General features: G+C 57.2%; 25 protein-coding genes. All 25 read right to left on the bottom strand.

The window, feature by feature from the left end:
- Positions 1-2: 2 nt before the first annotated feature.
- A complete protein-coding gene (locus RGU44_RS02810) occupies positions 3-431 on the bottom strand; it encodes a DUF2802 domain-containing protein (protein WP_322179971.1) in 429 nt (142 codons plus the stop codon).
- Positions 432-911, bottom strand: a complete 480-nt coding sequence (locus RGU44_RS02805; protein WP_322179973.1) for a chemotaxis protein CheW — start codon at positions 909-911, stop codon at positions 432-434. It abuts the gene before it with no gap.
- A 54-nt stretch (positions 912-965) separates the two neighbouring features.
- Positions 966-1,784: a CheW domain-containing protein gene (locus RGU44_RS02800; protein WP_322215495.1), complete on the bottom strand. Its 819-nt coding sequence runs from the start codon at positions 1,782-1,784 to the stop codon at positions 966-968.
- Positions 1,785-1,889: 105 nt separating this feature from the next.
- Complete coding sequence (locus tag RGU44_RS02795) at positions 1,890-2,678, bottom strand: ParA family protein (protein ID WP_219060466.1); 789 nt, start codon at positions 2,676-2,678, stop codon at positions 1,890-1,892.
- Positions 2,679-2,722: 44 nt separating this feature from the next.
- The gene (gene motD, locus RGU44_RS02790; protein WP_322215493.1) at positions 2,723-3,610 is read right to left on the bottom strand and encodes a flagellar motor protein MotD; all 888 of its coding nucleotides are present in this window, start codon (positions 3,608-3,610) and stop codon (positions 2,723-2,725) included.
- A 10-nt stretch (positions 3,611-3,620) separates the two neighbouring features.
- Entirely contained in the window at positions 3,621-4,361 is a 741-nt protein-coding gene (locus RGU44_RS02785) for a flagellar motor protein (protein WP_322179980.1), read from the bottom strand.
- Positions 4,361-5,503 (bottom strand): chemotaxis response regulator protein-glutamate methylesterase, encoded by a 1,143-nt coding sequence (locus RGU44_RS02780; protein ID WP_322179982.1) that lies wholly within the window; start codon positions 5,501-5,503, stop codon positions 4,361-4,363. Before RGU44_RS02780 ends, RGU44_RS02785 begins: the two co-directional genes overlap by 1 nt.
- Before the next feature lie 51 nt (positions 5,504-5,554).
- Positions 5,555-7,771, bottom strand: a complete 2,217-nt coding sequence (locus tag RGU44_RS02775) for a chemotaxis protein CheA (RefSeq protein WP_322215491.1) — start codon at positions 7,769-7,771, stop codon at positions 5,555-5,557.
- A 33-nt stretch (positions 7,772-7,804) separates the two neighbouring features.
- On the bottom strand, positions 7,805-8,593 hold the full coding sequence (locus RGU44_RS02770; RefSeq protein WP_322179986.1) for a protein phosphatase CheZ: 789 nt from the start codon (positions 8,591-8,593) through the stop codon (positions 7,805-7,807).
- A gap of 19 nt (positions 8,594-8,612) precedes the next feature.
- A complete protein-coding gene (locus RGU44_RS02765; protein ID WP_322179988.1) occupies positions 8,613-8,987 on the bottom strand; it encodes a chemotaxis response regulator CheY in 375 nt (124 codons plus the stop codon).
- 263 nt (positions 8,988-9,250) lie between these two features.
- A complete protein-coding gene (gene fliA, locus RGU44_RS02760) occupies positions 9,251-9,991 on the bottom strand; it encodes an RNA polymerase sigma factor FliA (protein WP_322179990.1) in 741 nt (246 codons plus the stop codon).
- On the bottom strand, positions 9,988-10,821 hold the full coding sequence (gene fleN / locus RGU44_RS02755; protein WP_322179992.1) for a flagellar synthesis regulator FleN: 834 nt from the start codon (positions 10,819-10,821) through the stop codon (positions 9,988-9,990). The genes fliA and fleN overlap by 4 nt, the downstream gene beginning before the upstream one ends.
- A 111-nt stretch (positions 10,822-10,932) precedes the next feature.
- Positions 10,933-12,255: a flagellar biosynthesis protein FlhF gene (flhF, locus tag RGU44_RS02750; protein WP_322179994.1), complete on the bottom strand. Its 1,323-nt coding sequence runs from the start codon at positions 12,253-12,255 to the stop codon at positions 10,933-10,935.
- 11 nt (positions 12,256-12,266) lie between these two features.
- A complete protein-coding gene (gene flhA, locus RGU44_RS02745; protein WP_322179996.1) occupies positions 12,267-14,396 on the bottom strand; it encodes a flagellar biosynthesis protein FlhA in 2,130 nt (709 codons plus the stop codon).
- Between the two features lie 112 nt (positions 14,397-14,508).
- A complete protein-coding gene (gene flhB / locus RGU44_RS02740) occupies positions 14,509-15,645 on the bottom strand; it encodes a flagellar biosynthesis protein FlhB (RefSeq protein ID WP_322179998.1) in 1,137 nt (378 codons plus the stop codon).
- Position 15,646: 1 nt separating this feature from the next.
- Positions 15,647-16,432, bottom strand: a complete 786-nt coding sequence (gene fliR / locus RGU44_RS02735; protein WP_322215488.1) for a flagellar biosynthetic protein FliR — start codon at positions 16,430-16,432, stop codon at positions 15,647-15,649.
- A gap of 4 nt (positions 16,433-16,436) precedes the next feature.
- Positions 16,437-16,706: a flagellar biosynthesis protein FliQ gene (gene fliQ / locus RGU44_RS02730; protein ID WP_219060453.1), complete on the bottom strand. Its 270-nt coding sequence runs from the start codon at positions 16,704-16,706 to the stop codon at positions 16,437-16,439.
- Between the two features lie 19 nt (positions 16,707-16,725).
- Positions 16,726-17,484, bottom strand: a complete 759-nt coding sequence (gene fliP / locus RGU44_RS02725) for a flagellar type III secretion system pore protein FliP (protein ID WP_322180000.1) — start codon at positions 17,482-17,484, stop codon at positions 16,726-16,728.
- Positions 17,484-17,927, bottom strand: a complete 444-nt coding sequence (gene fliO, locus RGU44_RS02720) for a flagellar biosynthetic protein FliO (RefSeq protein ID WP_322180002.1) — start codon at positions 17,925-17,927, stop codon at positions 17,484-17,486. Before fliO ends, fliP begins: the two co-directional genes overlap by 1 nt.
- Complete coding sequence (gene fliN, locus RGU44_RS02715) at positions 17,928-18,392, bottom strand: flagellar motor switch protein FliN (RefSeq protein WP_322180004.1); 465 nt, start codon at positions 18,390-18,392, stop codon at positions 17,928-17,930.
- Between the two features lie 63 nt (positions 18,393-18,455).
- On the bottom strand, positions 18,456-19,424 hold the full coding sequence (gene fliM / locus RGU44_RS02710) for a flagellar motor switch protein FliM (RefSeq protein WP_322180006.1): 969 nt from the start codon (positions 19,422-19,424) through the stop codon (positions 18,456-18,458).
- Positions 19,425-19,433: 9 nt separating this feature from the next.
- Positions 19,434-19,928, bottom strand: coding sequence for a flagellar basal body-associated protein FliL (gene fliL / locus RGU44_RS02705; RefSeq protein ID WP_219060448.1), 495 nt, complete (start codon positions 19,926-19,928; stop codon positions 19,434-19,436).
- Between the two features lie 210 nt (positions 19,929-20,138).
- Positions 20,139-21,548 carry a flagellar hook-length control protein FliK gene (locus tag RGU44_RS02700; RefSeq protein ID WP_322215485.1) on the bottom strand — a complete coding sequence of 470 codons (1,410 nt, stop codon included), beginning with the start codon at positions 21,546-21,548 and terminating at the stop codon, positions 20,139-20,141.
- Positions 21,549-21,613: 65 nt separating this feature from the next.
- Positions 21,614-21,928: an Hpt domain-containing protein gene (locus tag RGU44_RS02695; protein WP_407074674.1), complete on the bottom strand. Its 315-nt coding sequence runs from the start codon at positions 21,926-21,928 to the stop codon at positions 21,614-21,616.
- 81 nt (positions 21,929-22,009) lie between these two features.
- Entirely contained in the window at positions 22,010-23,716 is a 1,707-nt protein-coding gene (locus tag RGU44_RS02690) for a fused response regulator/phosphatase (RefSeq protein ID WP_322180014.1), read from the bottom strand.
- Position 23,717 lies beyond the last annotated feature (1 nt).

Genomic DNA, 23,717 nt, shown 5'->3' with positions numbered 1-23,717 from the left:
GTTTAGTTGTCGGACTCTTCCATGCCCAATCTACGCCCAGGCGACTGGTGCATTTTGCTCATCAGCCGAGCTTCTGCCTGAGTCAGACCGCAAGACTGGGTCAGTTCATCGGCACTCGCACCCATGCCGACCAGTCGTGCTGCCTGGGCAAACGACAGGCTGGAGGGGTCGCGCTGTTCGAGCTGAATCAATTTGTCAGGCAAGGGCCCAACCACCGCGCGCAGTTCGTGCAGGTCTTCACCCATGCGAATGGTGCCGCTCTGGTAGTCATCCAGGCGCCTGGCCAACTCCTTGACCCGCTGATCGCGCAACACGTCATCCTCGGCCTGCTGCGCAACCAATAGCCGCTGGCGCTTGCTGTACGCAAGGAACAGCACCAGTGACAATGCCCAGAGAAGGCCCAGAAAAATGACAGCAGCCTCTAAGATCAATCAGATGTTCTCCAGATCCGACCACTCTTCTTCGGACATCATCTTGTCCAGCTCGACGAGGATCAGTAATTCACCGTTTTTGTTACACACGCCCTGAATGAACTTGGCTGACTCATCATTGCCTACGTTCGGCGCAGTTTCGACTTCGGACTGACGCAGATAAACCACTTCAGCCACGCTATCGACCAGAATCCCGACCACTTGCTTGTCGGCTTCGATGATCACGACGCGGGTGTTGTCGCTGACTTCTACCGGAGCCAGGCCGAAACGCTGACGGGTGTCGATCACAGTCACAACGTTGCCGCGCAGGTTAATGATCCCCAGCACATAGCTTGGCGCGCCTGGCACAGGGGCGATTTCGGTGTAGCGCAGCACTTCCTGAACCTGCATCACGTTGATGCCGTAAGACTCGTTGTCCAGACGGAAGGTAACCCACTGCAGGATAGGATCTTCGGAACCCTGTGCTGACGACCTATTCATACCCTAACCCCTCAAGTGTGTGCTGTGCAGACGGTGCTTTGCACCGCCCTATGATTATTTGATGGTGTGCATTTGCTTGACCGCGCCACTGGCTATCAGCTCGGCCAATTCGGAAACATCCAACAGCGCGCACATATGCTCGATCACTGTGCCCGCCAGCCAGGGACGCTGGCCTCGGTGGATGCGCCATTTGATTTCGTTCGGGTCCAGGCGTAACGAGCGGCTGACCTGATGCACCGCCAGCCCCCACTCATAGCCTTGAACCGAGATAACGTATTGCAGGCCCTGACGTAAATCGTCGCGGTAACGGTCCGGCATGACCCAGCGTGCGGTATCGAGCACCTTCAGGTTCCCGCTCTGGCTGGGCAGAATGCCAAGAAACCAGTTCGGCTGACCGAACAGCGGCGTCAACTCCTGCCCTTCCAGCGAATAAATCGAGCCCAGACACACCAACGGCACGGCCAGGGTCAGCCCGGCGACATCGAATAACAGGCATTCGAACGGCTCGGCAGCCCATGCCGGCCTACCGTCAGCAGACGATGGCGGCGGCGTGCGATGACCGGCCGCAAGATGCACCTCGACCACAGGCTCAACCAAGGTCACAACCGGAGTCTCAACCGCCTCTAAAACAGGTTCCGGCAGTGCAACATCAGCGATAACGGCAACCGGCGCAGGCGTGGCAACCGCAACCACTGGCGAATTGAGCGCCGCGCGAACCACTGCATCGCGTGCCTGCTCTTCAAGTACCGCCGCCTGGAATTCGTCAAGACTGGAGCTGAGCGTCAGCTCTTCAGTCGCTTCCTGCAGCAAGGCATCCAGATAAGACTGCAGCGCCAATTGTGGCCGTGTTGCTATATCGACAGGGCGGCTCATAAGGGTGCCCATAAACAAGTACCGTAGAAATAACATTCACTGTTTATTGTTATCGGCTGCGCTGGCGCCCGACTTGAATGTGTCCGAGAGTCACGCACCAACACCTCAAGCGACCTGAGCAACAAGTTGCTGGGAAAGCAGGTCTTTGAGCAGCGCCCGATAGGCCACCACGCCACGACTTTTGTTGTCGAACTGCGAGGGCGTCAGCCCGGCCCGGCTGGCATCGCGCAAACGGGTGTCCACTGGCACGTACGCCTTCCAGATGTTTTCCGGGTAGTTGTCGCGCAGCACCCTCAAGGTACTCATGGACGCCTGCGTGCGGCGGTCGAACAAGGTTGGAACAATGGTGTAAGGCAGCGCCTGTTTGCGCGAACGATTGATCATCGCCAGCGTGCTGACCATGCGTTCAAGGCCCTTGACCGCCAGAAATTCGGTTTGCACTGGAATGACTAACTGCTGACTGGCCGCCAAAGCATTGACCATCAACACGCCGAGTAACGGTGGACTGTCGATGATGGCGTAATCAAAATCCTGCCAAAGCTGCGCCAGACTTTTTGCAATCACCAGCCCCAGGCCACTTTGCCCCGGCGACTGACGCTCCAGCACCGCCAGCGCTGTACTCGATGGCAGCAGGGAAATGCGCTCATCGCTGGTCGGCAACAGCAACTGACCGGGCAGACCATCGGGCACGACACCCTTGTGCAGAAACAGGTCATAAGCGCTGTGCTCCAGCGTGTCGGGGTTGTGCCCGAAGTAACTGGTCATGGAACCATGAGGGTCGAGATCGACAACGACCACGCGCTTGCCCGCCTCTGCCAGCAAGCCAGCTAAAGCGATGGAAGAGGTGGTCTTACCGACGCCACCTTTTTGATTGGCTACTGCCCAGACTCTCATTGTGCTTTTCCTCCCGACATGACGCTTGCCATACCGAGAATTGACTATAAGGCGGGTGACGGGGAATTGACGGCGTTCCCACTTACCGGCTGCGTACGGTGGGTCGGTGCAGTTTGTGTGCCAGCACGCTTCAACGCGGCATCCGGTTTTGCATTGGCAGTGCCGGAGCCAGTAAGACTGCGGCGTACCTCGAGATTGCGCGAAATCACCAGCACCACGCGCCGGTTATGGGCGCGCCCCTCGGCCGTGGTATTTGAAGCCACCGGCTGAAACTCGCCGTAACCCACCGATGCCATGCGAGCCGGGTTAACCCCATCCATCGCCAGCATGCGCACGATGCTTGCCGCCCGCGCCGACGACAACTCCCAGTTGGTCGGGTACTGCGCCGTGCGGATCGGCTGGTCATCGGTGAAACCTTCAACGTGCACCGGGTTGTCGAAGGGATGCAAAATCTTCGCGACCTTCTCTATGATATTGAATGCCATGTCACTGGGCATGGCATCGCCGCTACCGAACAACAGACTGGAGTTGAGCTCGATCTCAATCCACAGTTCATTGCCGCGAACCGTCAACTGATTGGACTTGATCAAATCGCCAAAGCCACTGCGCACATCGTTCGAAATCGCCTGCAGCGGGTCAATCGAGCTTGGCGACAAACCCGCATCGACCTCCTCGCTGTCCCGAATCAATCGTTCCGCCGGTCTGACCGTCAGGGGGCGCTCGTTACCGATAGGAATCGGTTTGAGACTGCGCTCGGCATCGCTGAATACACCATTCAAGGCCTCCGACAGAACTTTGTACTTACCCTCGTTGAGCGATGAAATCGAATACATCACCACAAAAAAAGCAAACAACAAGGTGATGAAGTCCGCGTAAGACACCAGCCAACGTTCGTGATTTTCATGCTCTTCGGGACGGCGACGGCGGGCCATGACTATTGCATCACTCCATGAAACCTTGCAGTTTCAATTCGATTGAGCGCGGGTTCTCGCCCTCGGCGATAGACAAAATGCCTTCGAGCAACATTTCGCGATAACGCGACTGACGCAGGGCAATCGCTTTGAGCTTGCTCGCGATCGGCAGCAAAATCAGGTTGGCTGAAGCCACCCCGTAGATAGTCGCGACGAATGCCACGGCAATCCCGCTGCCCAACTGACTTGGCTCGGCGAGGTTGCCCATCACATGAATCAAGCCCATAACCGCGCCGATGATGCCGATGGTCGGCGCGTAGCCACCCATGCTCTCGAAAACCTTGGCCGCCTGAGTATCGCGTGCTTCCTGGGTCATGAAGTCCACTTCCAGAATGCTCCGAATCGCTTCGGGTTCAGCACCGTCGACCAACAACTGCAAGCCTTTGCGCGAATAGGTATCGGGTTCCCCGTCGGCGATGGCTTCAAGCCCGAGCAGCCCTTCCTTGCGTGCAATCAGGCTCCAGTTGACGACACGGTCAATCCCACCCGACAGATCGATGCGTGGCGGGAACAGAATCCAGCCAACAATCTGCAGGGCTCGCATAAAAGAACTCATGGGAGACTGCAGCAGCGAAGCCGCCAGAGTTCCACCCAGTACGATCAAGGCTGCCGGACCATTGAGCAAGGCGCTCAGGTGTCCGCCCTCCAGGAAATTGCCGCCAATAATGGCGACAAACGCCAGGATGATCCCAATCAGGCTCAGCACATCCATCAGAGACAGGCCTCGACCAAATGCTTGCCAATCTCGTCCAGGCTGTACACCGCATCCGCCAGGTCGGCTTTGACGATCGCCATAGGCATGCCGTAAATCACACAGCTTGCCTCATCCTGCGCCCAGATATGGCTACCACCCTGCTTGAGCAGGCGAGCACCCTCGCGACCATCGGCCCCCATACCGGTGAGTACCACCGCCAACACCTTGTCACCGTAGGATTTGGCCGCAGAACCGAAGGTAATATCCACACAGGGTTTGTAATTCAAGCGCTCGTCACCGGGCAGGATCTTCACCGCGCCGCGACCATCGATCATCATTTGCTTGCCGCCAGGGGCCAGCAATGCCAGACCCGGACGCAAAATATCACCGTCTTCGGCTTCTTTGACACTGATCTGACACAGCTTGTCCAGACGCTCGGCGAACGCCTTGGTAAACGCTGCCGGCATGTGCTGAATCAGGACGATAGGTGCAGGGAAGCTGGCGGGCAATTGCGTTAACACGCGCTGCAATGCCACCGGGCCACCCGTTGATGTACCGATTGCCACCAGCTTGTAGGCTTTGCGCTTTGGAGCAGGCGACGCATGCGCTGGCACGTGCGCCGAGGAAGCGTTTGTCGGCGAGCGTACGGGTACAGCGCGGGGAGTCGTCGACCCGACACTCAAAGCGCTACTGGAAGTTGCGCCCGATGACACAGCCACCTGCGGCGCCGGAGTCGGAGTGCTGTAGCCAGTGAAACGACGGTTGCTGCGCGAAATAGTGTGAATTTTTTCGCACAGCAGCTGTTTGACCTTTTCGGGGTTGCGCGAGATGTCTTCGAAGTTTTTGGGCAAGAAATCGACCGCACCCGCATCCAGCGCATCCAGCGTAACCCGGGCGCCTTCATGGGTCAGCGAGGAGAACATCAAGACCGGTGTCGGAATGCGCTGCATGATGTGACGCACTGCTGTGATGCCATCCATCATTGGCATCTCGTAATCCATGGTAATCACATCGGGTTTCAGCGCCAGCGCTTGCTCGATGGCTTCTTTGCCGTTAGTCGCCGTGCCGACTATCTGGATATTCGGGTCCGCAGAAAGAATTTCCGAGACGCGGCGGCGGAAGAAACCTGAATCATCCACCACCAGGACCTTGACTGCCATAAACACTCCGTTAGGTGCTGCGGGCACCAAAAGCGGCCCGCAGCCCCAGAATCAAATACGCCGTGCAGCGTAACGCTTGAGCATGCTTGGTACATCGAGAATCAAGGCAATTCGACCGTCACCGGTAATGGTGGCGCCTGACATACCCGGTGTTCCCTGCAGCATTTTGCCCAGCGGCTTGATGACGACTTCCTCCTGACCCACCAACTGATCGACGACAAAACCGATACGCTGGGTGCCGACCGACAGGATCACCACATGACCTTCGTGCTGCTCCTCGTGAGCGGCCTTGGCCACCAGCCAACGCTTGAGATAGAACAGAGGCAAAGCCTTGTCGCGCACGATGACCACTTCCTGGCCGTCGACAACGTTGGTCCGCGACAGGTCGAGGTGGAAAATCTCGTTTACGTTGACCAGCGGGAAGGCAAAAGCCTGATTGCCAAGCATCACCATCAGGGTCGGCATGATCGCCAGGGTCAACGGCACCTTGATGACGATCTTCGAACCCTGGCCCTTGGTCGAGTAAATATTGATCGAGCCATTGAGTTGGGCAATTTTGGTTTTCACCACGTCCATGCCCACGCCGCGCCCAGATACGTCGGAAATCTCGGTTTTGGTCGAGAAGCCCGGCGCGAAGATCAGGTTGTAGCAATCGGTTTCGCTCAAGCGATCCGCAGCGTCCTTGTCCATCACCCCGCGTTTCACGGCGATGGCACGTAACACGTTGGCGTCCATGCCCTTGCCGTCATCGGAAATCGACAACAGGATATGGTCACCCTCCTGCTCAGCCGCCAGAATTACCCGACCGCATCGGGCTTTCCCGGATGCTTCGCGTTCTTCCGGGGTTTCGATGCCGTGGTCGACAGCGTTGCGCACCAAGTGGACCAGCGGGTCGGCCAAGGCCTCGACCAGGTTCTTGTCCAGGTCGGTTTCTTCGCCGACCAGCTCCAGATTGATCTCTTTCTTCAGCTGGCGTGCAAGGTCGCGAACCAGTCGTGGGAAGCGGCCAAAGACTTTCTTGATCGGCTGCATGCGGGTTTTCATCACCGCGGTCTGCAGATCAGCCGTGACCACGTCAAGGTTCGACACCGCCTTGGACATGGCTTCGTCGCCACTGTTGAGACCCAGACGAACCAGGCGGTTCCGCACCAACACCAACTCGCCGACCATGTTCATGATTTCGTCGAGGCGTGCGGTGTCGACCCGCACCGTGGTTTCAGCTTCAGACGCCGCGTGCTTCTCCGGTACGGGCGCTTTGGCCGGAGCCGGGGCTGCAGCAACAGCCTTGGCCGGCGCAGGCGCCTTCACCACTGCGGCTTTAGCTACGACAGGTGCAGGGGCAACAGCTGCCACAACGGCTTCAGGCTCAAACTTGCCTTTGCCATGCAGCTCATCAAGCAACGCTTCGAATTCGTGATCGGAGATTTGATCGCCGCCCGCAGCACTGACAGGCGCCTTGGCGACGGCCACTGGAGCCAGTACCCCAGACTCCAGAGCATCGGCTACGAACGAGCCTTTTCCGTGCAACTGATCGAGCAGTGCTTCGAACTCGTCGTCGGTGATCTCATTGCTCGCTGACGCGGTCGCCACAGGCGCAGCCTGAACAGGCACGGCATCGGCGGCGAACTGGCCTTTCCCGTGCAACTGATCGAGCAGCGATTCAAATTCAGCATCACTGATCTCGTCGCTGGCATTGGGGTCAATAGCAGGCATCGCAACTACTGCTGCGGGGGCCGCAGCTGAAGCGGCCGCTTGCGCCTTGACGGCGTTGAGCGAATCGAGCAACTGCTCGAATTCGTTATCGGTGATGTCGCCTGCGGCCTCAGCAGGTGGCTCTTCGACGCTGGCGGGCGCTGCCGCAGCGATCTCATCGGCAGACGCTGGCGCTGCCAAACGTGCTAATGCAGCCAGCAATTCGGGCGTGGCCGGGGTCACGGTAGTGCGCTCACGCACTTCAGTGAACATACCGTTGACCGCATCCAATGCTTCAAGGACCACGTCCATCAACTCCGAGTCGACGCGACGCTCACCCTTGCGCAGGATGTCGAAGACGTTCTCGGCGATGTGGCAGCACTCCACCAGCTCATGGAGCTGGAGGAAGCCGGCGCCCCCTTTTACAGTGTGAAAACCGCGAAAAATTGCATTAAGCAAGTCCGCATCATCAGGTCGGCTTTCCAGCTCGACCAGCTGCTCGGACAATAGCTCGAGAATCTCGCCGGCCTCTACCAGAAAATCCTGAAGGATTTCTTCATCGGCGCCGAAGCTCATTGGGGTGCTCCCTAAAATTAACCATCAACCGACCTAGAAGCCCAGGCTGGATAGCAGATCGTCAACATCATCCTGTCCGGACACAACGTCATCACGCTTATCGGCATGAATCTGCGGACCTTCACCCTGAGACAGATGTTTTTCTTGTTCTTTTTCTACGCGTATCGATTGATGGTCATGTTCGATCCCGGCAAAACGATCGACCTGACTGGCCATCAGTACCAGTTTGAGCAGGTTGCTTTCGACTTCCGTGACCAACTGGGTCACGCGCTTGATGACCTGACCGGTAAGGTCCTGATAATCCTGAGCCAGCAAAATATCGTTGAGGTGGCCCGACACTTCCCGGGTTTCCTTTTCGCTGCGCGTCAAAAAACCATCGACACGCCGAGCCAGCTCACGAAATTCTTCGGCGCCGATTTCGCGACGCATGAAGCGTCCCCAATCGACACTCAAAGCAGCAGCCTCAGTGCCAAGCCCACCCACCAGCGGTGTACTGAGCTCCACCAGATCCATCGTGCGGTTGGCCGCTGCCTCGGTCAGCCTGACCACATAGGACAGCCGCTCGGTAGCATCATTGATCTGCGAGACTTCCTCGGCTTGCGGCGTGTTCGGGTCAATCTGAAAATTGACGATGGCACTGTGCAGTTCGCGAGTAAGTTTGCCGACTTCCTGATACAGGCCGCTGTCGCGGGCCTTATTAAGCTCATTGATCAGTTGCGCAGCGTCTCCGAACCGGCCCTTTTCAAGGCTATCGACCAACTCGTGTGCGTGTTTTTTCAGGGTCGACTCAAAGTCGCCCGATGACGAATCTGTGTGCTCCATAGAGCCCTCGCGGCAAACATCAGCTATTGACGCGCTCGAAGATCTTTTCGATCTTTTCTTTCAGCACTTGAGCCGTGAAGGGCTTGACCACGTAACCGTTCACACCGGCCTGAGCAGCTTCGATGATCTGATCACGCTTGGCTTCAGCCGTTACCATCAACACCGGTAGATGCTTGAGGCGTTCATCTGCACGCACATGGCGTAACAGATCGATGCCGGACATGCCAGGCATGTTCCAGTCAGTCACCAAAAAATCGAAGCTCCCGCTTTGCAGCATCGGCAGCGCGGTAACCCCGTCATCCGCCTCAGCCGTATTGGTAAACCCCAAGTCACGCAACAGGTTTTTTATGATCCGCCGCATCGTTGAGAAGTCATCAACGATGAGGATTTTCATGTTCTTGTTCAATTCGACCTCCAAGCAGTCTTTAACGCATTCAGCACCTGAATACGCTGTTCAATCAAAAACCGGCGCAGCACACAACGGCTGCACGAAAACGACGACGAGCTTGGTAAATCAACAGGTCGGGAAACGGGCACAGCAGGTCTTACAGGACCCTGGCTGACCGGCTCCTGCCTAGTCCTATTTTCTTCGCACGCAACGCTTTGCACAGCCAGCCTGCAGATAGCGCGAAACCACCAAGGGCCACGCACTGCCTGTCAACGCGCTCGCCATTCCCCCAAACGCCCTCGCAAACGAGCTGCGCACTGGCTGTGTAACTGGCTGACCCGCGACTCGCTGACCCCCAATACCTCACCAATTTCCTTAAGGTTCAGCTCCTCGTCGTAGTACAGCGCCAATACCAGTCGCTCGCGCTCTGGCAAATTGGCTATCGCATCTGCTAACGCAGCCTGGAAGCGTTCATCTTCCAGATCGCGCGACGGCTCAAGGTGAGCGCTTGCGCCATCCTCGTGCAGCCCTTCATGTTCGCCGTCCTGCAACAGATCGTCGAAACTGAATAGCCGACTGCCCAAGGTGTCATTCAAAATCCCGTAATAATCATCGAGACTCAATTGGAGTTCGGCCGCAACCTCGTGATCTTTAGCGTCACGACCGGTTTTAGCTTCAATTGCCCGAATTGCGTCACTGACCATGCGTGTATTGCGATGCACAGAACGCGGGGCCCAATCACCCTTGCGCACCTCATCGAGCATGGCGCCACGAATACGAATCCCGGCATAGGTCTCGAAACTCGCACCCTTGGTGGCGTCGTATTTAGTCGAGACTTCCAACAAACCAATCATGCCAGCCTGGATCAGGTCTTCGACCTGCACACTGGCTGGCAACCGCGCCAGCAGGTGATAAGCAATGCGTTTAACCAGCGGCGCATAACGCTCGATCAGCTCGTACTGGGAGTCTTTTGACACCTTGCTGTACATGCGATAGCCGCTGGCTGTCATAGCACCGGTCCTGCACTCGCTGGATGTACGAGCCGCTCAACGAAAAATTCCAGATGCCCGCGCGGGTTGGCCGGCAACGGCCAAGTGTCAACTTTCTGTGCGATAGCTTTGAACGCCAGGGAGCACTTGGAACGCGGGAACGCTTCATATACGGCGCGCTGCTTCTGCACGGCTTTACGTACACATTCGTCATAAGGCACGGCGCCGACGTATTGTAGGGCGACATCCAGGAAGCGGTCAGTGACCTTGGTCAACTTGGCGAACAGATTGCGGCCTTCCTGAGGGCTTTGTGCCATGTTGGCAAGCACCCGGAAGCGGTTCATCCCGTAATCGCGGTTGAGCAGTTTGATCAGCGCGTAAGCATCGGTGATCGAGGTCGGCTCATCACACACCACCAGCAATACTTCCTGGGCCGCGCGCACGAAGCTGACGACCGATTCACCGATGCCCGCAGCCGTGTCGATCACCAGTACATCGAGGTTATCGCCGATGTCGCTGAAGGCCTGGATCAGACCGGCATGTTGTGCTGCCGTCAGGTGAACCATGCTTTGGGTGCCGGACGCAGCCGGCACGATACGAATCCCGCCCGGCCCCTGAAGCAGCACATCGCGAAGCTCGCAGCGTCCTTCGATAACGTCGGCGAGGGTGCGTTTGGGGGTCAAGCCGAGTAACACATCGACATTAGCCAGACCCAGGTCGGCATCCAGCAGCATGACGCGCCGACCGAGCTCAGCCAGAGCCAGTGATAAGTTCACTGACACGTTGGTCTTGCCGACGCCACCTTTGCCACCGGTCACCGCGATAACCTGTACGGGATGCATGCTGCCCATGTTATTTCTTTACCTTGTGTTGCTTAGACCGAGGCCACATTACTGACTGCAAGTTCGTTGAGAGAACAAAGCAAGGCAGACCATGATGTAGGTACATTCCAGTGTCTTGCTTTACCCAACCCTTTTGTTCGGGCTGTGATAAAGATCCGCGAACATATCCGCCATAGCTTCCTCGCTCGGCTCTTCCTGCATTTGCACACTGACCGCTCGACTCACCAATTGGTGCCGGCGCGGCAAGTGCAAATCATCCGGTATCCGTGGCCCATCCGTCAGATAGGCCACCGGTAATTCATGACTGATTGCCAGGCTTAACACTTCACCCAAGCTGGCGGTTTCATCCAGTTTGGTGAGAATGCAGCCGGCTAGACCGCAACGTTTGTAGCTGTGGTATGCCGCGGTCAGAACCTGTTTCTGGCTGGTTGTTGCCAGCACCAGATAATTACGCGCCTTGATACCACGACCTGCGAGGCTTTCCAGTTGCAGGCGCAGTGCTGGATCGCTTGCCTGCAGGCCGGCGGTGTCGATCAAGACCACGCGCTTGCGTACCAATGGCTCCAACGCCTGACCAAGCGACTGGCCCGGGTCGATATGAGTGACCGGCACATTGAGAATACGGCCCAGGGTTTTCAGCTGTTCCTGGGCGCCAATCCGATAGCTATCCATGCTCACCAGTGCAATATTTTGTGGACCATATTTCAAGACATACCGTGCTGCCAGTTTCGCCAGCGTCGTGGTCTTGCCCATCCCTGCCGGACCGACCATGGCGATCACGCCGCCCTCCTCCAGAGGTTCGACGTCGGGCGTCACGATCATCCGCGCCAAGTGGGCCAGTAACATGCGCCACGCCTGACGGGGTTCTTCAATATCGGTGATCATCGCCAACAGGTCCCGCGACAACGGACCCGACAGACCAATGCGTTGCAGGCGACGCCACAGGTTGGCTTGCTGCGGACGGCTGCCTTGCAGTTGATTCCAGGCCAACGAACCGAGTTGCACTTCGAGCAGTTCGCGCAGACCGTTCAACTCAAAACGCATGGACTCATAAGCATGCTGCCCAGCGACGGGCTCAACGGCAGTGGCCGGAGCGGCTGGACGCGGCGGCTCGCTGAAGGTCGGCTCAATGTGCGAGTCGCCAGCGGTCAACGGCAGGCCGGAATAAAGCTGGCGATTGATCGATGAATCGCTATCGCCACGGGTGCCGAGCTCAGCCTGAGCAGAGACGATGCGAGATTGGGTTTTGCGCAGTTCGTCTTCGAGTTCAATGTTCGGCACACGCGGTGCCAGCGCGGAAAGTTTGTAATCCAGGGCAGCAGTCAGCTCTACACCACCGGCAATCCGCCGGTTGCCAATGATGGCGGCATCAGCGCCCAATTCATCACGGACCAATTTCATGGCTTGACGCATGTCGGCGGCGAAAAAACGCTTAACTTGCATGACTCACTACCTCAGCCGTTGGGCCCGACAGTCGCGACGATTGTGACTTGCTTATTGTCAGGAATTTCCTGATACGCCAGAACATGCATGTTCGGTACAGCCAACCGTCCAAATCGTGACAGCATGGCGCGAACCGGGCCTGCGACTAACAAAATCACTGGCTGCCCCTGCATTTCCTGGCGCTGAGCAGCATCAATCAACGAACGCTGGAGCTTTTCAGCCATGCTCGGCTCGAGAAGAACGCCCTCTTCCTGACCCTGACCAGCCTTCTGAAGACTATTTAGCAATATTTGTTCCAATCTTGGCTCAAGGGTAATGACAGGCAGCTCCGGCTCAGCCCCTACAATGCTTTGGACGATAGCGCGACACAGTCCGACGCGCACCGCTGCGACCAGCGCGGCAGTATCTTGACTCCGAGGTGCAGCGTTAGCGATGGCTTCGGCAATGCTGCGGATATCCCTGACAGGGACGTGTTCAGCCAGCAACGCCTGCAACACCTTGAGCAATGCCGAGAGCGAAAGAACACCTGGTACCAGCTCTTCGGCCAGTTTGGGCGAGCTTTTGGCCAATAACTGCATCAATTGCTGCACTTCTTCATGGCCAATCAGCTCATGAGAATGCTTGTACAGAATCTGATTGAGGTGAGTCGCCACCACTGTGCTGGCATCCACCACGGTGTAACCGAGCGATTGCGCCTGACTGCGCAGGCTGACTTCGATCCACACTGCCTCCAGACCGAACGCTGGGTCCTTGGCGGTGATCCCGTTGAGCGTACCAAAGACCTGACCCGGATTGATCGCCAGTTCGCGATCAGGGTAAATCTCGGCCTCAGCCAGGGTGACGCCCATCAGTGTCAGACGATAGGCGCTGGGCGCCAGATCAAGGTTGTCGCGGATATGCACGGTCGGCATCAAAAAGCCCAACTCTTGGGAAAGCTTTTTACGCACGCCCTTGATCCGTGCCAGGAGCTGACCGCCTTGATTGCGATCCACCAACGGAATCAAGCGGTAGCCTACTTCCAGGCCGATCATGTCGATGGCTGTGACATCATCCCAACCCAGTTCTTTCGAGTCCTGAGCTCGCGTTGGCGAAGGCAAGAGATCCTGCTGGCGCTGGACCTCTTGCAACGCATTGACCTTGACCATGCTCTGCTTTTTCCAAAGCAGATAAGCAACTCCAGCGGCCACCAGCCCCAGACTGATAAAGGACAAGTGGGGCATGCCCGGCACTAACCCCATGACTATCATCAAGCCCGCGGCCACCGCCAGCGCCTTGGGCGAGGCGAACATCTGCCGATTGATCTGTTTGCCCATCTCTTCCGAGCCGGACGCACGGGTCACCATGATTGCCGCGGCGGTGGACAGCAGCAGTGATGGCAATTGCGCCACCAAACCGTCACCAATGGTCAACAGCGCGTAAACCTTGCCGGCATCGGCAAAGGACATGTTGTGCTGGAAAATACCGACAGCCACGCCGCCAATCAGGTTGATGAACAAAATCAGCAGCCCGGCAATCGCATCGCCGCGCACGAATTTACTGGCGCCGTCCATCGAACCGTAGAACTCGGCTTCCTGGGCGACTTCCAGTCGACGATGTTTTGCCTGGGGCTGATCGATCAGGCCTGCGTTGAGGTCTGCGTCGATAGCCATCTGCTTGCCGGGCATCGCGTCGAGGGTAAAGCGGGCACTTACTTCGGAAATCCGCCCGGCACCCTTGGTCACAACAACAAAGTTGATGATCATCAAAATCGCGAAAACTACGATACCCACCACGTAATTACCGCCGATCACCACCTCACCAAAGGCCTGGATCACCTTACCGGCGGCAGCGTGACCGTCTTGACCGTGAAGCATGACCACCCGGGTCGACGCCACGTTCAGCGCCAGCCGCAACAACGTGGCAACCAGCAAAATGGTGGGGAATACAGAGAAGTCCAGTGGCCGCAGGGCGTACACGCAAACCAGCAGGACGACGATCGACAGCGCGATGTTGAACGTGAAAAACACATCGAGCAGGAATGGCGGCATCGGCAACATCATCATTGCCAACATGACCAACAGCAGCAACGGTACACCCAGCTGCCCACGACCCAGGCCCAGCAGGTTGCTGCGTGCAGCGTTGATTAATTGAGAGCGATCCACCAATTCTTTTCCTGCCTGCTAAATCAAACTTTTGACGCCATCAAGCGACGTAGCAAGGTCAGTGCAAGAAGCTTTCCAACTATGGGTTTGTTGCGCAAACTTGTACGCAGGCTCATGAATCACGTCGCAAATCGCCTGGGATAGGCATATCGCCCAATGGGTCCGGGCGCTTGCCCTTGCCTGCGCGATGCTGGCGGATTTGATAGACGTATGCCAATACCTGCGCTACTGCGAGGTACAGGCCAGCAGGAATTTCCTGATCCAGATCGGTGGAGTAATAAATCGAACGCGCCAAAGCCGGTGATTCAAGGAGGAGTATGTTGTGCTCGGCGCCGATTTCCCGAATCTTCAACGCCAGAAAATCACTGCCCTTGGCCAGCAACATCGGCGCCCCACCTTGCTCTGGATCATATTTGAGCGCCACGGCAAAGTGCGTCGGGTTGGTGATGATCACGTCGGCATCAGGGATCTTCGCCATCATTCGTCGCTGTGACATTTCACGCTGCAACTGACGAATCCGCTGTTTGACCTCTGGCCGCCCATCACTGTCTCGGTGCTCGTCACGCACCTCCTGCTTCGTCATCAACAGCTTTTTATGGCTTTCCCAGAGCTGAAACGGTACATCCACCGCAGCGATAATGATCAACCCACACGCCATCCATAACGCACTCCAGCCCACCACCTGCACACTGTGGACGATCGCCAACTCCAATGGCTCATGGGCGATGGAGACCAGATCCCCCCGGTCCTTGGACAGCACCACCAACGCCACCATCAGGATGATGAAAAACTTGGCAAACGCTTTGACCAGCTCGACCAATGCCTGAACGGAAAACATGCGCTTGATCCCGGAAAGCGGATTCATTCGACTGAACTTGGGCACCATCGTGTCAGTAGAAAACAGCCAGCCTCCCAGCGAGATGGGGCCGATGAGCGCCGCCAGAACCATGATCAGCATCAGCGGCTGGATGGCAACCAGCGCCGCTTTGCCGGCGTTGAGAAAATACAGGCCCATATAATGGTCATCCATGATCACTTCACGCGAAAGCGTGAAATTGACCCGCATCAACCCGAGCATCATTTCCGCCAGCTGGCCACCAAACGCCAGCAATCCGCCTGCACCCGCCATCATGATGACCAGTGTATTCAGTTCTTTGGAGCGGGCCGTCTCACCCTTGTCACGCGATTCCTTGAGCCGTTTGGACGTGGGGTCTTCTGTTTTGTCCTGGCCATTCTCGTTCTCAGCCATCTCAGCGGGCCCTGACCAGACTGCGTAGCAACTGCAAGGCTTCCACCGCCAGCGGTTGATACTGATTGAGAATATCGCCGAGAGTGATCCACAGAATCACCATGCCCAGCACCAACGTAAGCGGAAAGCCAATTGAGAAGATATTCAACTGCGGCGCAGCACGCGTCATGACCCCAAATGCAACGTTCACCACCAGCAACGCAGTAACGGCCGGCAAGACCAGCAGCAAGCCGGCACCCAATACCCAGCCCATACGACCAACCAGTTCCCAAATGTGCGTGAGATCCAGCCCACTGCCGACAGGCAACGTGGTAAAGCTCTCCACCAGTACTTCGAAGACCACCAAATGGCCATTCATAGCCAGAAACAGCAAGGTCACCAGCATGGTAAAAAACTGCCCGACCACCGCCACTGATACACCGTTGGTCGGGTCAACCATCGACGCGAAGCTCATGCCCATTTGCGTCGCAACAATCTGCCCGGCGATAACGAACGCCTGAAAAAACAATTGCAGGGACAAGCCCAGCATTGCACCGATGATGATCTGCTCACCAATCAGCAGTAGCGCGCTCAGATCCAGCGCATGGACCTCGGGAATCGGCGGCAGACCGGGGGCAATCACGACGGTAATCGCCACCGAGAAATACAGACGCACACGCTTTGGCACCAGCGTCGTGCCAAAGACCGGCATGGTCATCAGGACCGCCGCGACCCGGAACAACGGCAGCATGAAACTCGCTACCCACGTCCCGATCTGCGCGTCAGTCAGGGCAAGCACGGAGGGCACGTTGCTAACCGATCAACTGCGGAATACTGCCGTACAGCGACAGGATGTACTCCATGAACACCCGAACCAGCCAGGGCCCCACGACGATCAGGGTGATCAGCATCACCAATAGACGAGGCAGAAAGCTCAACGTCTGCTCGTTAATCTGCGTCGCAGCCTGAAACATGGCGACCAACAACCCCACGATCAGACTGGGCACCACCAGTATGGCGACCATCATCGTGGTCAACCATAACGCCTCGCGAAACAGGTCGACAGCGACTTCAGGCGTCATTGCGCACGCTCCCCGTCAGTCATGGCGAGACCCCGCCAAAGCTGCTCGCCAGGGTGCCGATGATCAGGGCCCAACCGTCCACCAGTACAAACAGCATGATCTTGAACGGCAGAGAGATAATCAGCGGCGACAGCATCATCATGCCCATCGCCATCAATACACTGGCAACCACCAGGTCGATAATCAGGAACGGGATGAAGATCATGAACCCGATCTGGAACGCGGTTTTAAGTTCCGAGGTCACGAATGCCGGAACCAGGATCGTCAGCGGCGCCTGATCAGGACTGGAAATATCGGTGCGTTTGGAGAGTCGCATGAACAAATCCAGATCGCTCTGTCGAGTCTGCGCCAGCATAAAGTCCTTGATGGGCACCTCAGCCTTGAGCACTGCGTCCTGCGCGGTAAGTTTTTCACTCAGATAGGGCTGCAATGCATCCTGGTTCACCCGGTCAAACACGGGCGCCATAATGAACATCGTCAAGAACAGCGCCATGCCGGTGAGTATCTGGTTCGACGGCGTCTGCTGCAAACCCAGGGCCTGACGCAAAATCGAAAAAACGATGATGATCCGGGTAAAGCTGGTCATCAGCATGACGAATGCAGGGATGAAACTCAGCGCCGTCATGATCAACAGGATCTGCAGGCTGACCGAATATTCCTGTTGACCGTTGGCACCGCTGGACAATGTGATCGCAGGTATCGACAGTGGATCAGCCGCGAATACCAAGGGCGCCGCCAGCACCAGCAGCAACGTCAAGATTATGCGCAACGCACCCATTACTTCTTATCCTTATAATCCTTGCCCAGCAGCTCCATCAGACGCTGGGCAAACTCCGGTGTTGCCTGCGAAGCGGCGGGCACTTGTAGCGGCTCTTTGAGCACATGCAAGGGCGTGATGCGTCCCGGCGTAATCCCGAGCAAAATCTGCTCGCTACCCACTTGCACCAGCACCAGCCGGTCTCGCGGACCCAGTGCGCGCGAACCCAGCAGCTCGATGAGTTGGCCGTTGCGCGGGCCGGCACCCTGCGCTCGGCGTAGCAGCCAGGCCAACCCGAAGATCAGGCCAATCACCAGCAACAGACCCAATACCAATTGCATCAATTGACCGCCCACCCCACCGCCCAGCGCACTGCTGACTTGCGGCGCAGCAGCCTGCACGGCAGGCTCCGCAGCCATCGCGCTTAAAGGCAAGACGAGCATCACACCGAGGAGCCTATTCATTCAACGCAACTTCTTGATGCGTTCACTTGGGCTGATAACGTCAGTCAGACGAATGCCGAACTTTTCGTTGACCACAACCACTTCACCGTGAGCAATCAGCGTGCCGTTGACCAGCACGTCCAGCGGTTCTCCAGCCAACCGGTCGAGTTCGATCACCGAACCCTGGTTAAGCTGTAACAGGTTGCGAATATTGATATCAGTACTGCCCACTTCCATGGAAATCGATACCGGAATATCCAGAATCACATCCAGGTTTGGACCCTCCAGGGTCACGGCCGCATTGTTCTTCGGCACGCTGCCAAACTCTTCCATTTGCAAGCGACTGGCAGAGGAGTTACCGGTATCGGCTGAAAGCAGAGCGTCGATGTCATCCTGGCTGGCATCGCCAGATTCACCCAGCGCGGCTGCCCATTCATCGGCCAATGCCTGATCTTCAGCAGACGTTATTTCGTTTTCATCAGCCATCAGTTGTCCTCGGCGGGCATTGATTCGTTAACACATCACATTTATTCACGCTGACGGCAAAGGTCAGCGACGTTCAATTGGTTCGATAACTTGCAGCGCCAGATGCCCCTTGTGGGAGCCCAGCTTGACCTTGAACGACGGCACGCCATTGGCACGCATGATCAGCTCTTCAGGCAATTCCACTGGAATCACGTCACCCGGCTGCATGTGCAGAATGTCGCGCAGGCGCAATTGACGGCGAGCGACGACGGCACTCAGTGGCACAGCGACATCCAGCAGGTCCTCGCGCAAGGCTTTGCTCCAACGCTCATCCTGGTCATCCAGGTCGGACTGGAAACCGGCATCGAGCATTTCGCGTACCGGCTCAATCATCGAGTAAGGCATGGTCACGTGCAGGTCGCCGCCACCGCCGTCGAGCTCGATATGGAACGTCGAGACTACAACCGCTTCGCTGGGGCCGACGATGTTGGCCATGGCCGGGTTCACTTCAGAGTTGATGTACTCGAAGCTCACTTCCATGATCGCCTGCCAGGCTTCTTTCAAATCGATGAATGCTTGCTCGAGCACCATGCGCACCACGCGCAATTCGGTTGGCGTGAACTCACGACCCTCGATCTTGGCGTGCCGCCCGTCACCACCGAAAAAGTTGTCCACCAGCTTGAACACCAGCTTGGCGTCCAGAATGAACAACGCAGTGCCGCGCAACGGCTTCATCTTGACCAGATTGAGACTGGTCGGTACGTACAGTGAGTGCACGTACTCACCAAATTTCATGACCTGCACACCGCCCACCGCCACATCCGCAGAACGGCGCAACATGTTGAACATACTGATACGGGTATACCGGGCGAAACGCTCGTTGATCATCTCCAGGGTCGGCATCCGCCCTCGGACGATGCGATCCTGACTGGTCAGGTCATAACTTTTGACGCTGCCGGGTTCGGCAACGCTTTCGGTCTGGACCAGACCATCGTCGACACCGTGCAACAGGGCATCGATCTCATCCTGGGACAGCAGGTCTTGCACGGCCATGTCGTGGTCCTACTGCAATACGAAGTTAGTAAAAAGCAATTGTTCAACCACCACCTTGCCAACCTCTTTCTGCGCCACTTCCTGAACGCTGGCGGTGGCCTTCTGACGCAGCATTTCCTGACCGATTGGCGTTGCCAAAGAGTCGAAAGTCTGCCCAGAGAAGAGCATGACCAGGTTGTTGCGGATAACCGGCATATGAACTTTCAGCGCATCCAGATCACCCTGATTACGTGCCAGCAGGGTGATACTGACCTGCATATAACGCTGACGACCGTTCTGGTTGAAATTGACCACAAAGGCCGGTGTCATAGGCTCGAAAATCGCAGGAGCCTTGACGTTGCTGGCCGCTACGGCTGGCTCAGGTTTACTTTGGGACGAGTGCAAAAAGAACCAAGTGGCGCCAACCGACAAGCCGATCGCAAGCAACAATGCCACGACGATAATGATAATGAGCTTGAGTTTGCCTTTCGCTGCGGGGTCTTTTACTGCTTCGGTCTTCGCCATGCCAATAATCCGTCACTATTCGGGGGTTCACCAATGCGTGACAGAGGCAGAGCAAGTGTTATGCCAGATGTGTGACCGGATCGGCGGAGGGGGTTTATTCTGTAGGCGCGATCTCACTCACGAAGGGCTTGAGGCGGCGTGTCGGGCACACCGCCATCACGGCTGAACGCACGGTCGCAAGCCCGCGCCTACCAATAGCGTGTTACAGCATCAAGCGTAGTAATCCACTTCGCTGGAGCCGATGATTTGCATAGGCTGACTGGCAGCCTGCACCACATCATGAATGGACCCGTCATCGAGGCCATTGACTGGATCAGTGCCACCACTCCTCGCGCCGCCACTTCGCTGCCCCTGGCTAGCCTGCTGCTGGTCCTGCCCCTGCCCATTCCAGCCACGGGACTGGTCAGACACATTGACGTCAACCTGGCCCAGTCCCTGCTGAGTAAACGAATCGCGCAGCTTGGACATCTGCGCCTCCAGCGCATCGCGCACACCGACATGGGCACTCATGAACGTAACCTGGGTTTGCTGGTCAGGTGCCATGTTGACGCGGATATTCAGGCGACCCAGCTCCGCCGGCTCCAGCTGAATATCTGCTGACTTCAAGTTCTGACTCGACATATACATGACGCGATCCACGACCCCCTCACTCCAACCGCTCTGATGCATGGCCAATGGCTGGGCCAACGACAAAGGCGAAGCTGCTTCCGCCGCCTTGGGCTGTACTGCCTGACTCAGGGCGGCTAGGCGATTGGCAAAATCATCGACCCGAGTGTCACTGGCCGGAGCTTTGACATTGCTCAAACCGTCTTCAATAAGACCTTTAAAAGCCTTATCGCCCCCCTCAGTACCTGCGCCACCCGCGGACGGTTGATCCGTGATGACCGTCAAGTTATTGGCAATGGCCTGCAAGGGGTCCGCATCGGCTTGAGCGGGAGATGCTTTCGCGACACTCGGAGCAGAGGTAGACGCGGTGGGCACTGACACTGAGCCTGACGCCTTGGCGCTCTGCTCCAGCGCCATTTGCACGGCAGGCAACCCTGCCAGAGGGTCAGTCGCAGGGTCGAAACCAGCACCAGTGCCAGTGCCAACAGGAACAGGAACAGCCGACTGCTGCGTGGCTACCGCTGCACTCACGGCTACCGGCACGACCTGAGGTTCAACGGCCGGAGCGACCGGCACCACAGACTCGGCAGCCGGCTGGACGACCAGCGCCTGCAAGGCCGCCGGATCCAGGGTCGGATCAACGGGGGCAACGTCGCTTAGCGCCGGGTCGGTCGTCTTATCCTTCGGCATATCCTTACCCGTAGCATCCGCTTTTCCGCTGACGCTATCGGCAGGCAAGGATTTGCCGCTATCGGCAACCGCCGAGGTGGAAGCGGCAGATTTATCGCTCACCGCTTGCTTGCCGTTACCTGCATCGGGCTTGTCGTGGACCGCTTTTGTACGGGTGTCATTGCTCACAACAGGCTTGGGCTGGGCATGTTTGGCAAACACTCGAGCAAAGCTGGAAGTGTCTTCCTTGCCCGTCTCAGCAGGTTTTGCCGCACTACTGGCGACAGCTGGCTGGGATTTGGCTACGGCGGCAGCCTGGAGAAGCGGGTGAGTGGCAAGGGGCATGTCAGTCTCCGTACGGGCACAATTGCCAAGTCACCAAGCAAGGGACGGGCCAGCTTCGGCTTATCTCAGCCTTGACCGATAAAACGCTGACGTTCAACGCTGAACAAACGCCGGACCGTGATGAATTCAACGTCGATTTTCCTGAGCAACTCATCGACTCCGGTCAGCTCATTGCACTGAGCACGCTCTTCGAGCTGCTGGCACAGCTCAGCCAACCGAGTAGCCCCCATGTTGCCACTGCTGCCCTTGAGACTATGAGCAGCCATGCCCAGCGCCGGCAAACCAGATGCCTGCGCAGCAAGGGCATGGTGCAACTGCACCAGGCGCTGTTCGGAGTCTTTAAGAAACGTGTCGAGCAAGATGGGGTATTCGGCCTCCATCACTTCTTGCAAGCCGCCCAGCACACGGTAATCCAAATGAGTCACTGACACTTGTTCGCTCCTTGATCAAGAATCATTGGATTATGCCAGAGCCCCCCAGGAAAATTCCACGCACGCGGTACGTCCGTCCTGCGACCAATAGGAATGCTCACTCAATTCACGTATCAAGTTGAGGCCTCGCCCTGATAACTCATGAGTCTGCGCCGACAGCGCCAGAACACGATCGACGTCGAATCCAGCACCACTGTCTTCAACGCGTATCGTCAAATGACCACCCTGCCCGCGCGGCACAATCTGCAAATGCAGGCGCACATAACCCTCTTCAAGACTCGCCAAGTGCTCATTGCGCTCCCGGTAGTACTGGGCAAAACCAAGAGCATCGCGCTTTAGTTCCGAGTCGAGACCCAGCACGCCATGCTCCAGGGCGTTGGTGTACAGCTCGGAGAGCACGCTGTACAACGGCCCGCTCAGACTGCGCAGACCATGCACCTCCATCAGCAGCTGCAACAAGTAAGGCAAAGGATTGAAACGCTTGAGCGTCGTGGCGCGATACTCGAAGCTCGCCGACCAGTCCAGCGGGCTGGACTCACCACTGTCCGAATATGTCACCGACGGAGACCCCAGCAGGGCCGGGGCGATCAGGCTGATTTCGACCATGCTTACATCATCCCGCGCCTGCCCTCGAAAGCCGTCCAGGGCACGCTGAATCTCATTGATCAGTTCGTCCGGCTGGCGATTGGCGGCGAACACCGCCTGTAATCGCTCGACACCAAACAATTGATCATCGTTGTCACTGGTGTCGAGTACGCCGTCGGACAACAGGAAAATCCGGTCACCCAAGGCCAGCGGGTGCACTTCGGTCTTGTAATCGAAGCGAGCCGGGTCGAGCACACCCAATGGCAAATGCCGCGACACCAGCGGCGTTCGCTCCCCACTGGCAACGTGATGCAGATAACCATCAGGCAGACCACCGTTCCACACTTCCACTTGCTGCAAGCTGAAGTTCACGCTCAGCAAAGTCGCGCAGCAAAACATGTCCACGGGCAAAATGCGTTTGAGCTTCGCATTCATTTCCCGCAAGGTTTGGGTCAGGCCGTACCCCTTGGCGGTCATGCCGTAAAACACTTCAGCCAAGGGCATCGCCCCTACAGCCGCAGGCAAACCATGGCCGGTAAAGTCACCCAATAAAACGTGCATGTTGCCGGCAGGCGTGTACGCAGCCAACAATAGATCGCCGTTGAATAAGGCATAGGGCGATTGCAGGTAGCGAATGTTCGGCGCACTCAGGCAGCCGGAATGCGCCACCTGATCAAATACTGCTTTGGCTACCCGCTGTTCATTAAGCAAATAGCCATGATGCCTGGCGATTTGGTCACGTTGTTCCAAGACCGTTTCCTGCAACCGTCGCAAGCGCTCCATGGCATTGATCTTCGCGGTGAGGATCGCCTCGCTGTAGGGCTTGGCGAGAAAATCGTCGCCCCCTGCGTCAAGGCATCGAACCAACGCCTCGCTTTCGCTCAGAGAGGTGAGAAAAATGATGGGCACCAGCGCTTCGCCTGCCACCTGTTTGATTCGGCGCGCGGCCTCAAAACCGTCCATCACCGGCATCAAAGCATCCATCAGCACCAACTGCGGACGCTCTTTTTCAAACAACGCCAACGCTTCCAGGCCATTGCTGGCGCTGAGCACTGTATGGCCCTGGCGACGGACGATGGTCGTGAGTAGCAAGCGATCACTGGCATTGTCGTCAGCAATAAGCACGCACAGGCTTTCGGGCAGGGTTAGCACA

The organism is Pseudomonas sp. 5C2 (assembly GCF_034314155.1).
In the GTDB taxonomy this organism is placed as follows: Bacteria; Pseudomonadota; Gammaproteobacteria; order Pseudomonadales; family Pseudomonadaceae; genus Aquipseudomonas.
This window is presented reverse-complemented; position numbering and strand designations above follow the sequence as displayed.

What these genes read in the sequence shown, in the direction of transcription:
- RGU44_RS02805 (WP_322179973.1), bottom strand. Translation starts at nt 911, where the DNA reads ATGAATAGGTCGTCAGCACAGGGTTCCGAAGATCCTATCCTGCAGTGG.
- RGU44_RS02800 (WP_322215495.1), bottom strand. Translation starts at nt 1,784, where the DNA reads ATGAGCCGCCCTGTCGATATAGCAACACGGCCACAATTGGCGCTGCAG.
- RGU44_RS02795 (WP_219060466.1), bottom strand. Translation starts at nt 2,678, where the DNA reads ATGAGAGTCTGGGCAGTAGCCAATCAAAAAGGTGGCGTCGGTAAGACC.
- motD (WP_322215493.1), bottom strand. Translation starts at nt 3,610, where the DNA reads ATGGCCCGCCGTCGCCGTCCCGAAGAGCATGAAAATCACGAACGTTGG.
- RGU44_RS02785 (WP_322179980.1), bottom strand. Translation starts at nt 4,361, where the DNA reads ATGGATGTGCTGAGCCTGATTGGGATCATCCTGGCGTTTGTCGCCATT.
- RGU44_RS02780 (WP_322179982.1), bottom strand. Translation starts at nt 5,503, where the DNA reads ATGGCAGTCAAGGTCCTGGTGGTGGATGATTCAGGTTTCTTCCGCCGC.
- RGU44_RS02775 (WP_322215491.1), bottom strand. Translation starts at nt 7,771, where the DNA reads ATGAGCTTCGGCGCCGATGAAGAAATCCTTCAGGATTTTCTGGTAGAG.
- RGU44_RS02770 (WP_322179986.1), bottom strand. Translation starts at nt 8,593, where the DNA reads ATGGAGCACACAGATTCGTCATCGGGCGACTTTGAGTCGACCCTGAAA.
- RGU44_RS02765 (WP_322179988.1), bottom strand. Translation starts at nt 8,987, where the DNA reads ATGAAAATCCTCATCGTTGATGACTTCTCAACGATGCGGCGGATCATA.
- fliA (WP_322179990.1), bottom strand. Translation starts at nt 9,991, where the DNA reads ATGACAGCCAGCGGCTATCGCATGTACAGCAAGGTGTCAAAAGACTCC.
- fleN (WP_322179992.1), bottom strand. Translation starts at nt 10,821, where the DNA reads ATGGGCAGCATGCATCCCGTACAGGTTATCGCGGTGACCGGTGGCAAA.
- flhF (WP_322179994.1), bottom strand. Translation starts at nt 12,255, where the DNA reads ATGCAAGTTAAGCGTTTTTTCGCCGCCGACATGCGTCAAGCCATGAAA.
- flhB (WP_322179998.1), bottom strand. Translation starts at nt 15,645, where the DNA reads ATGGCTGAGAACGAGAATGGCCAGGACAAAACAGAAGACCCCACGTCC.
- fliQ (WP_219060453.1), bottom strand. Translation starts at nt 16,706, where the DNA reads ATGACGCCTGAAGTCGCTGTCGACCTGTTTCGCGAGGCGTTATGGTTG.
- fliP (WP_322180000.1), bottom strand. Translation starts at nt 17,484, where the DNA reads ATGGGTGCGTTGCGCATAATCTTGACGTTGCTGCTGGTGCTGGCGGCG.
- fliO (WP_322180002.1), bottom strand. Translation starts at nt 17,927, where the DNA reads ATGAATAGGCTCCTCGGTGTGATGCTCGTCTTGCCTTTAAGCGCGATG.
- fliN (WP_322180004.1), bottom strand. Translation starts at nt 18,392, where the DNA reads ATGGCTGATGAAAACGAAATAACGTCTGCTGAAGATCAGGCATTGGCC.
- fliM (WP_322180006.1), bottom strand. Translation starts at nt 19,424, where the DNA reads ATGGCCGTGCAAGACCTGCTGTCCCAGGATGAGATCGATGCCCTGTTG.
- fliL (WP_219060448.1), bottom strand. Translation starts at nt 19,928, where the DNA reads ATGGCGAAGACCGAAGCAGTAAAAGACCCCGCAGCGAAAGGCAAACTC.
- RGU44_RS02700 (WP_322215485.1), bottom strand. Translation starts at nt 21,548, where the DNA reads ATGCCCCTTGCCACTCACCCGCTTCTCCAGGCTGCCGCCGTAGCCAAA.
- RGU44_RS02695 (WP_407074674.1), bottom strand. Translation starts at nt 21,928, where the DNA reads ATGGAGGCCGAATACCCCATCTTGCTCGACACGTTTCTTAAAGACTCC.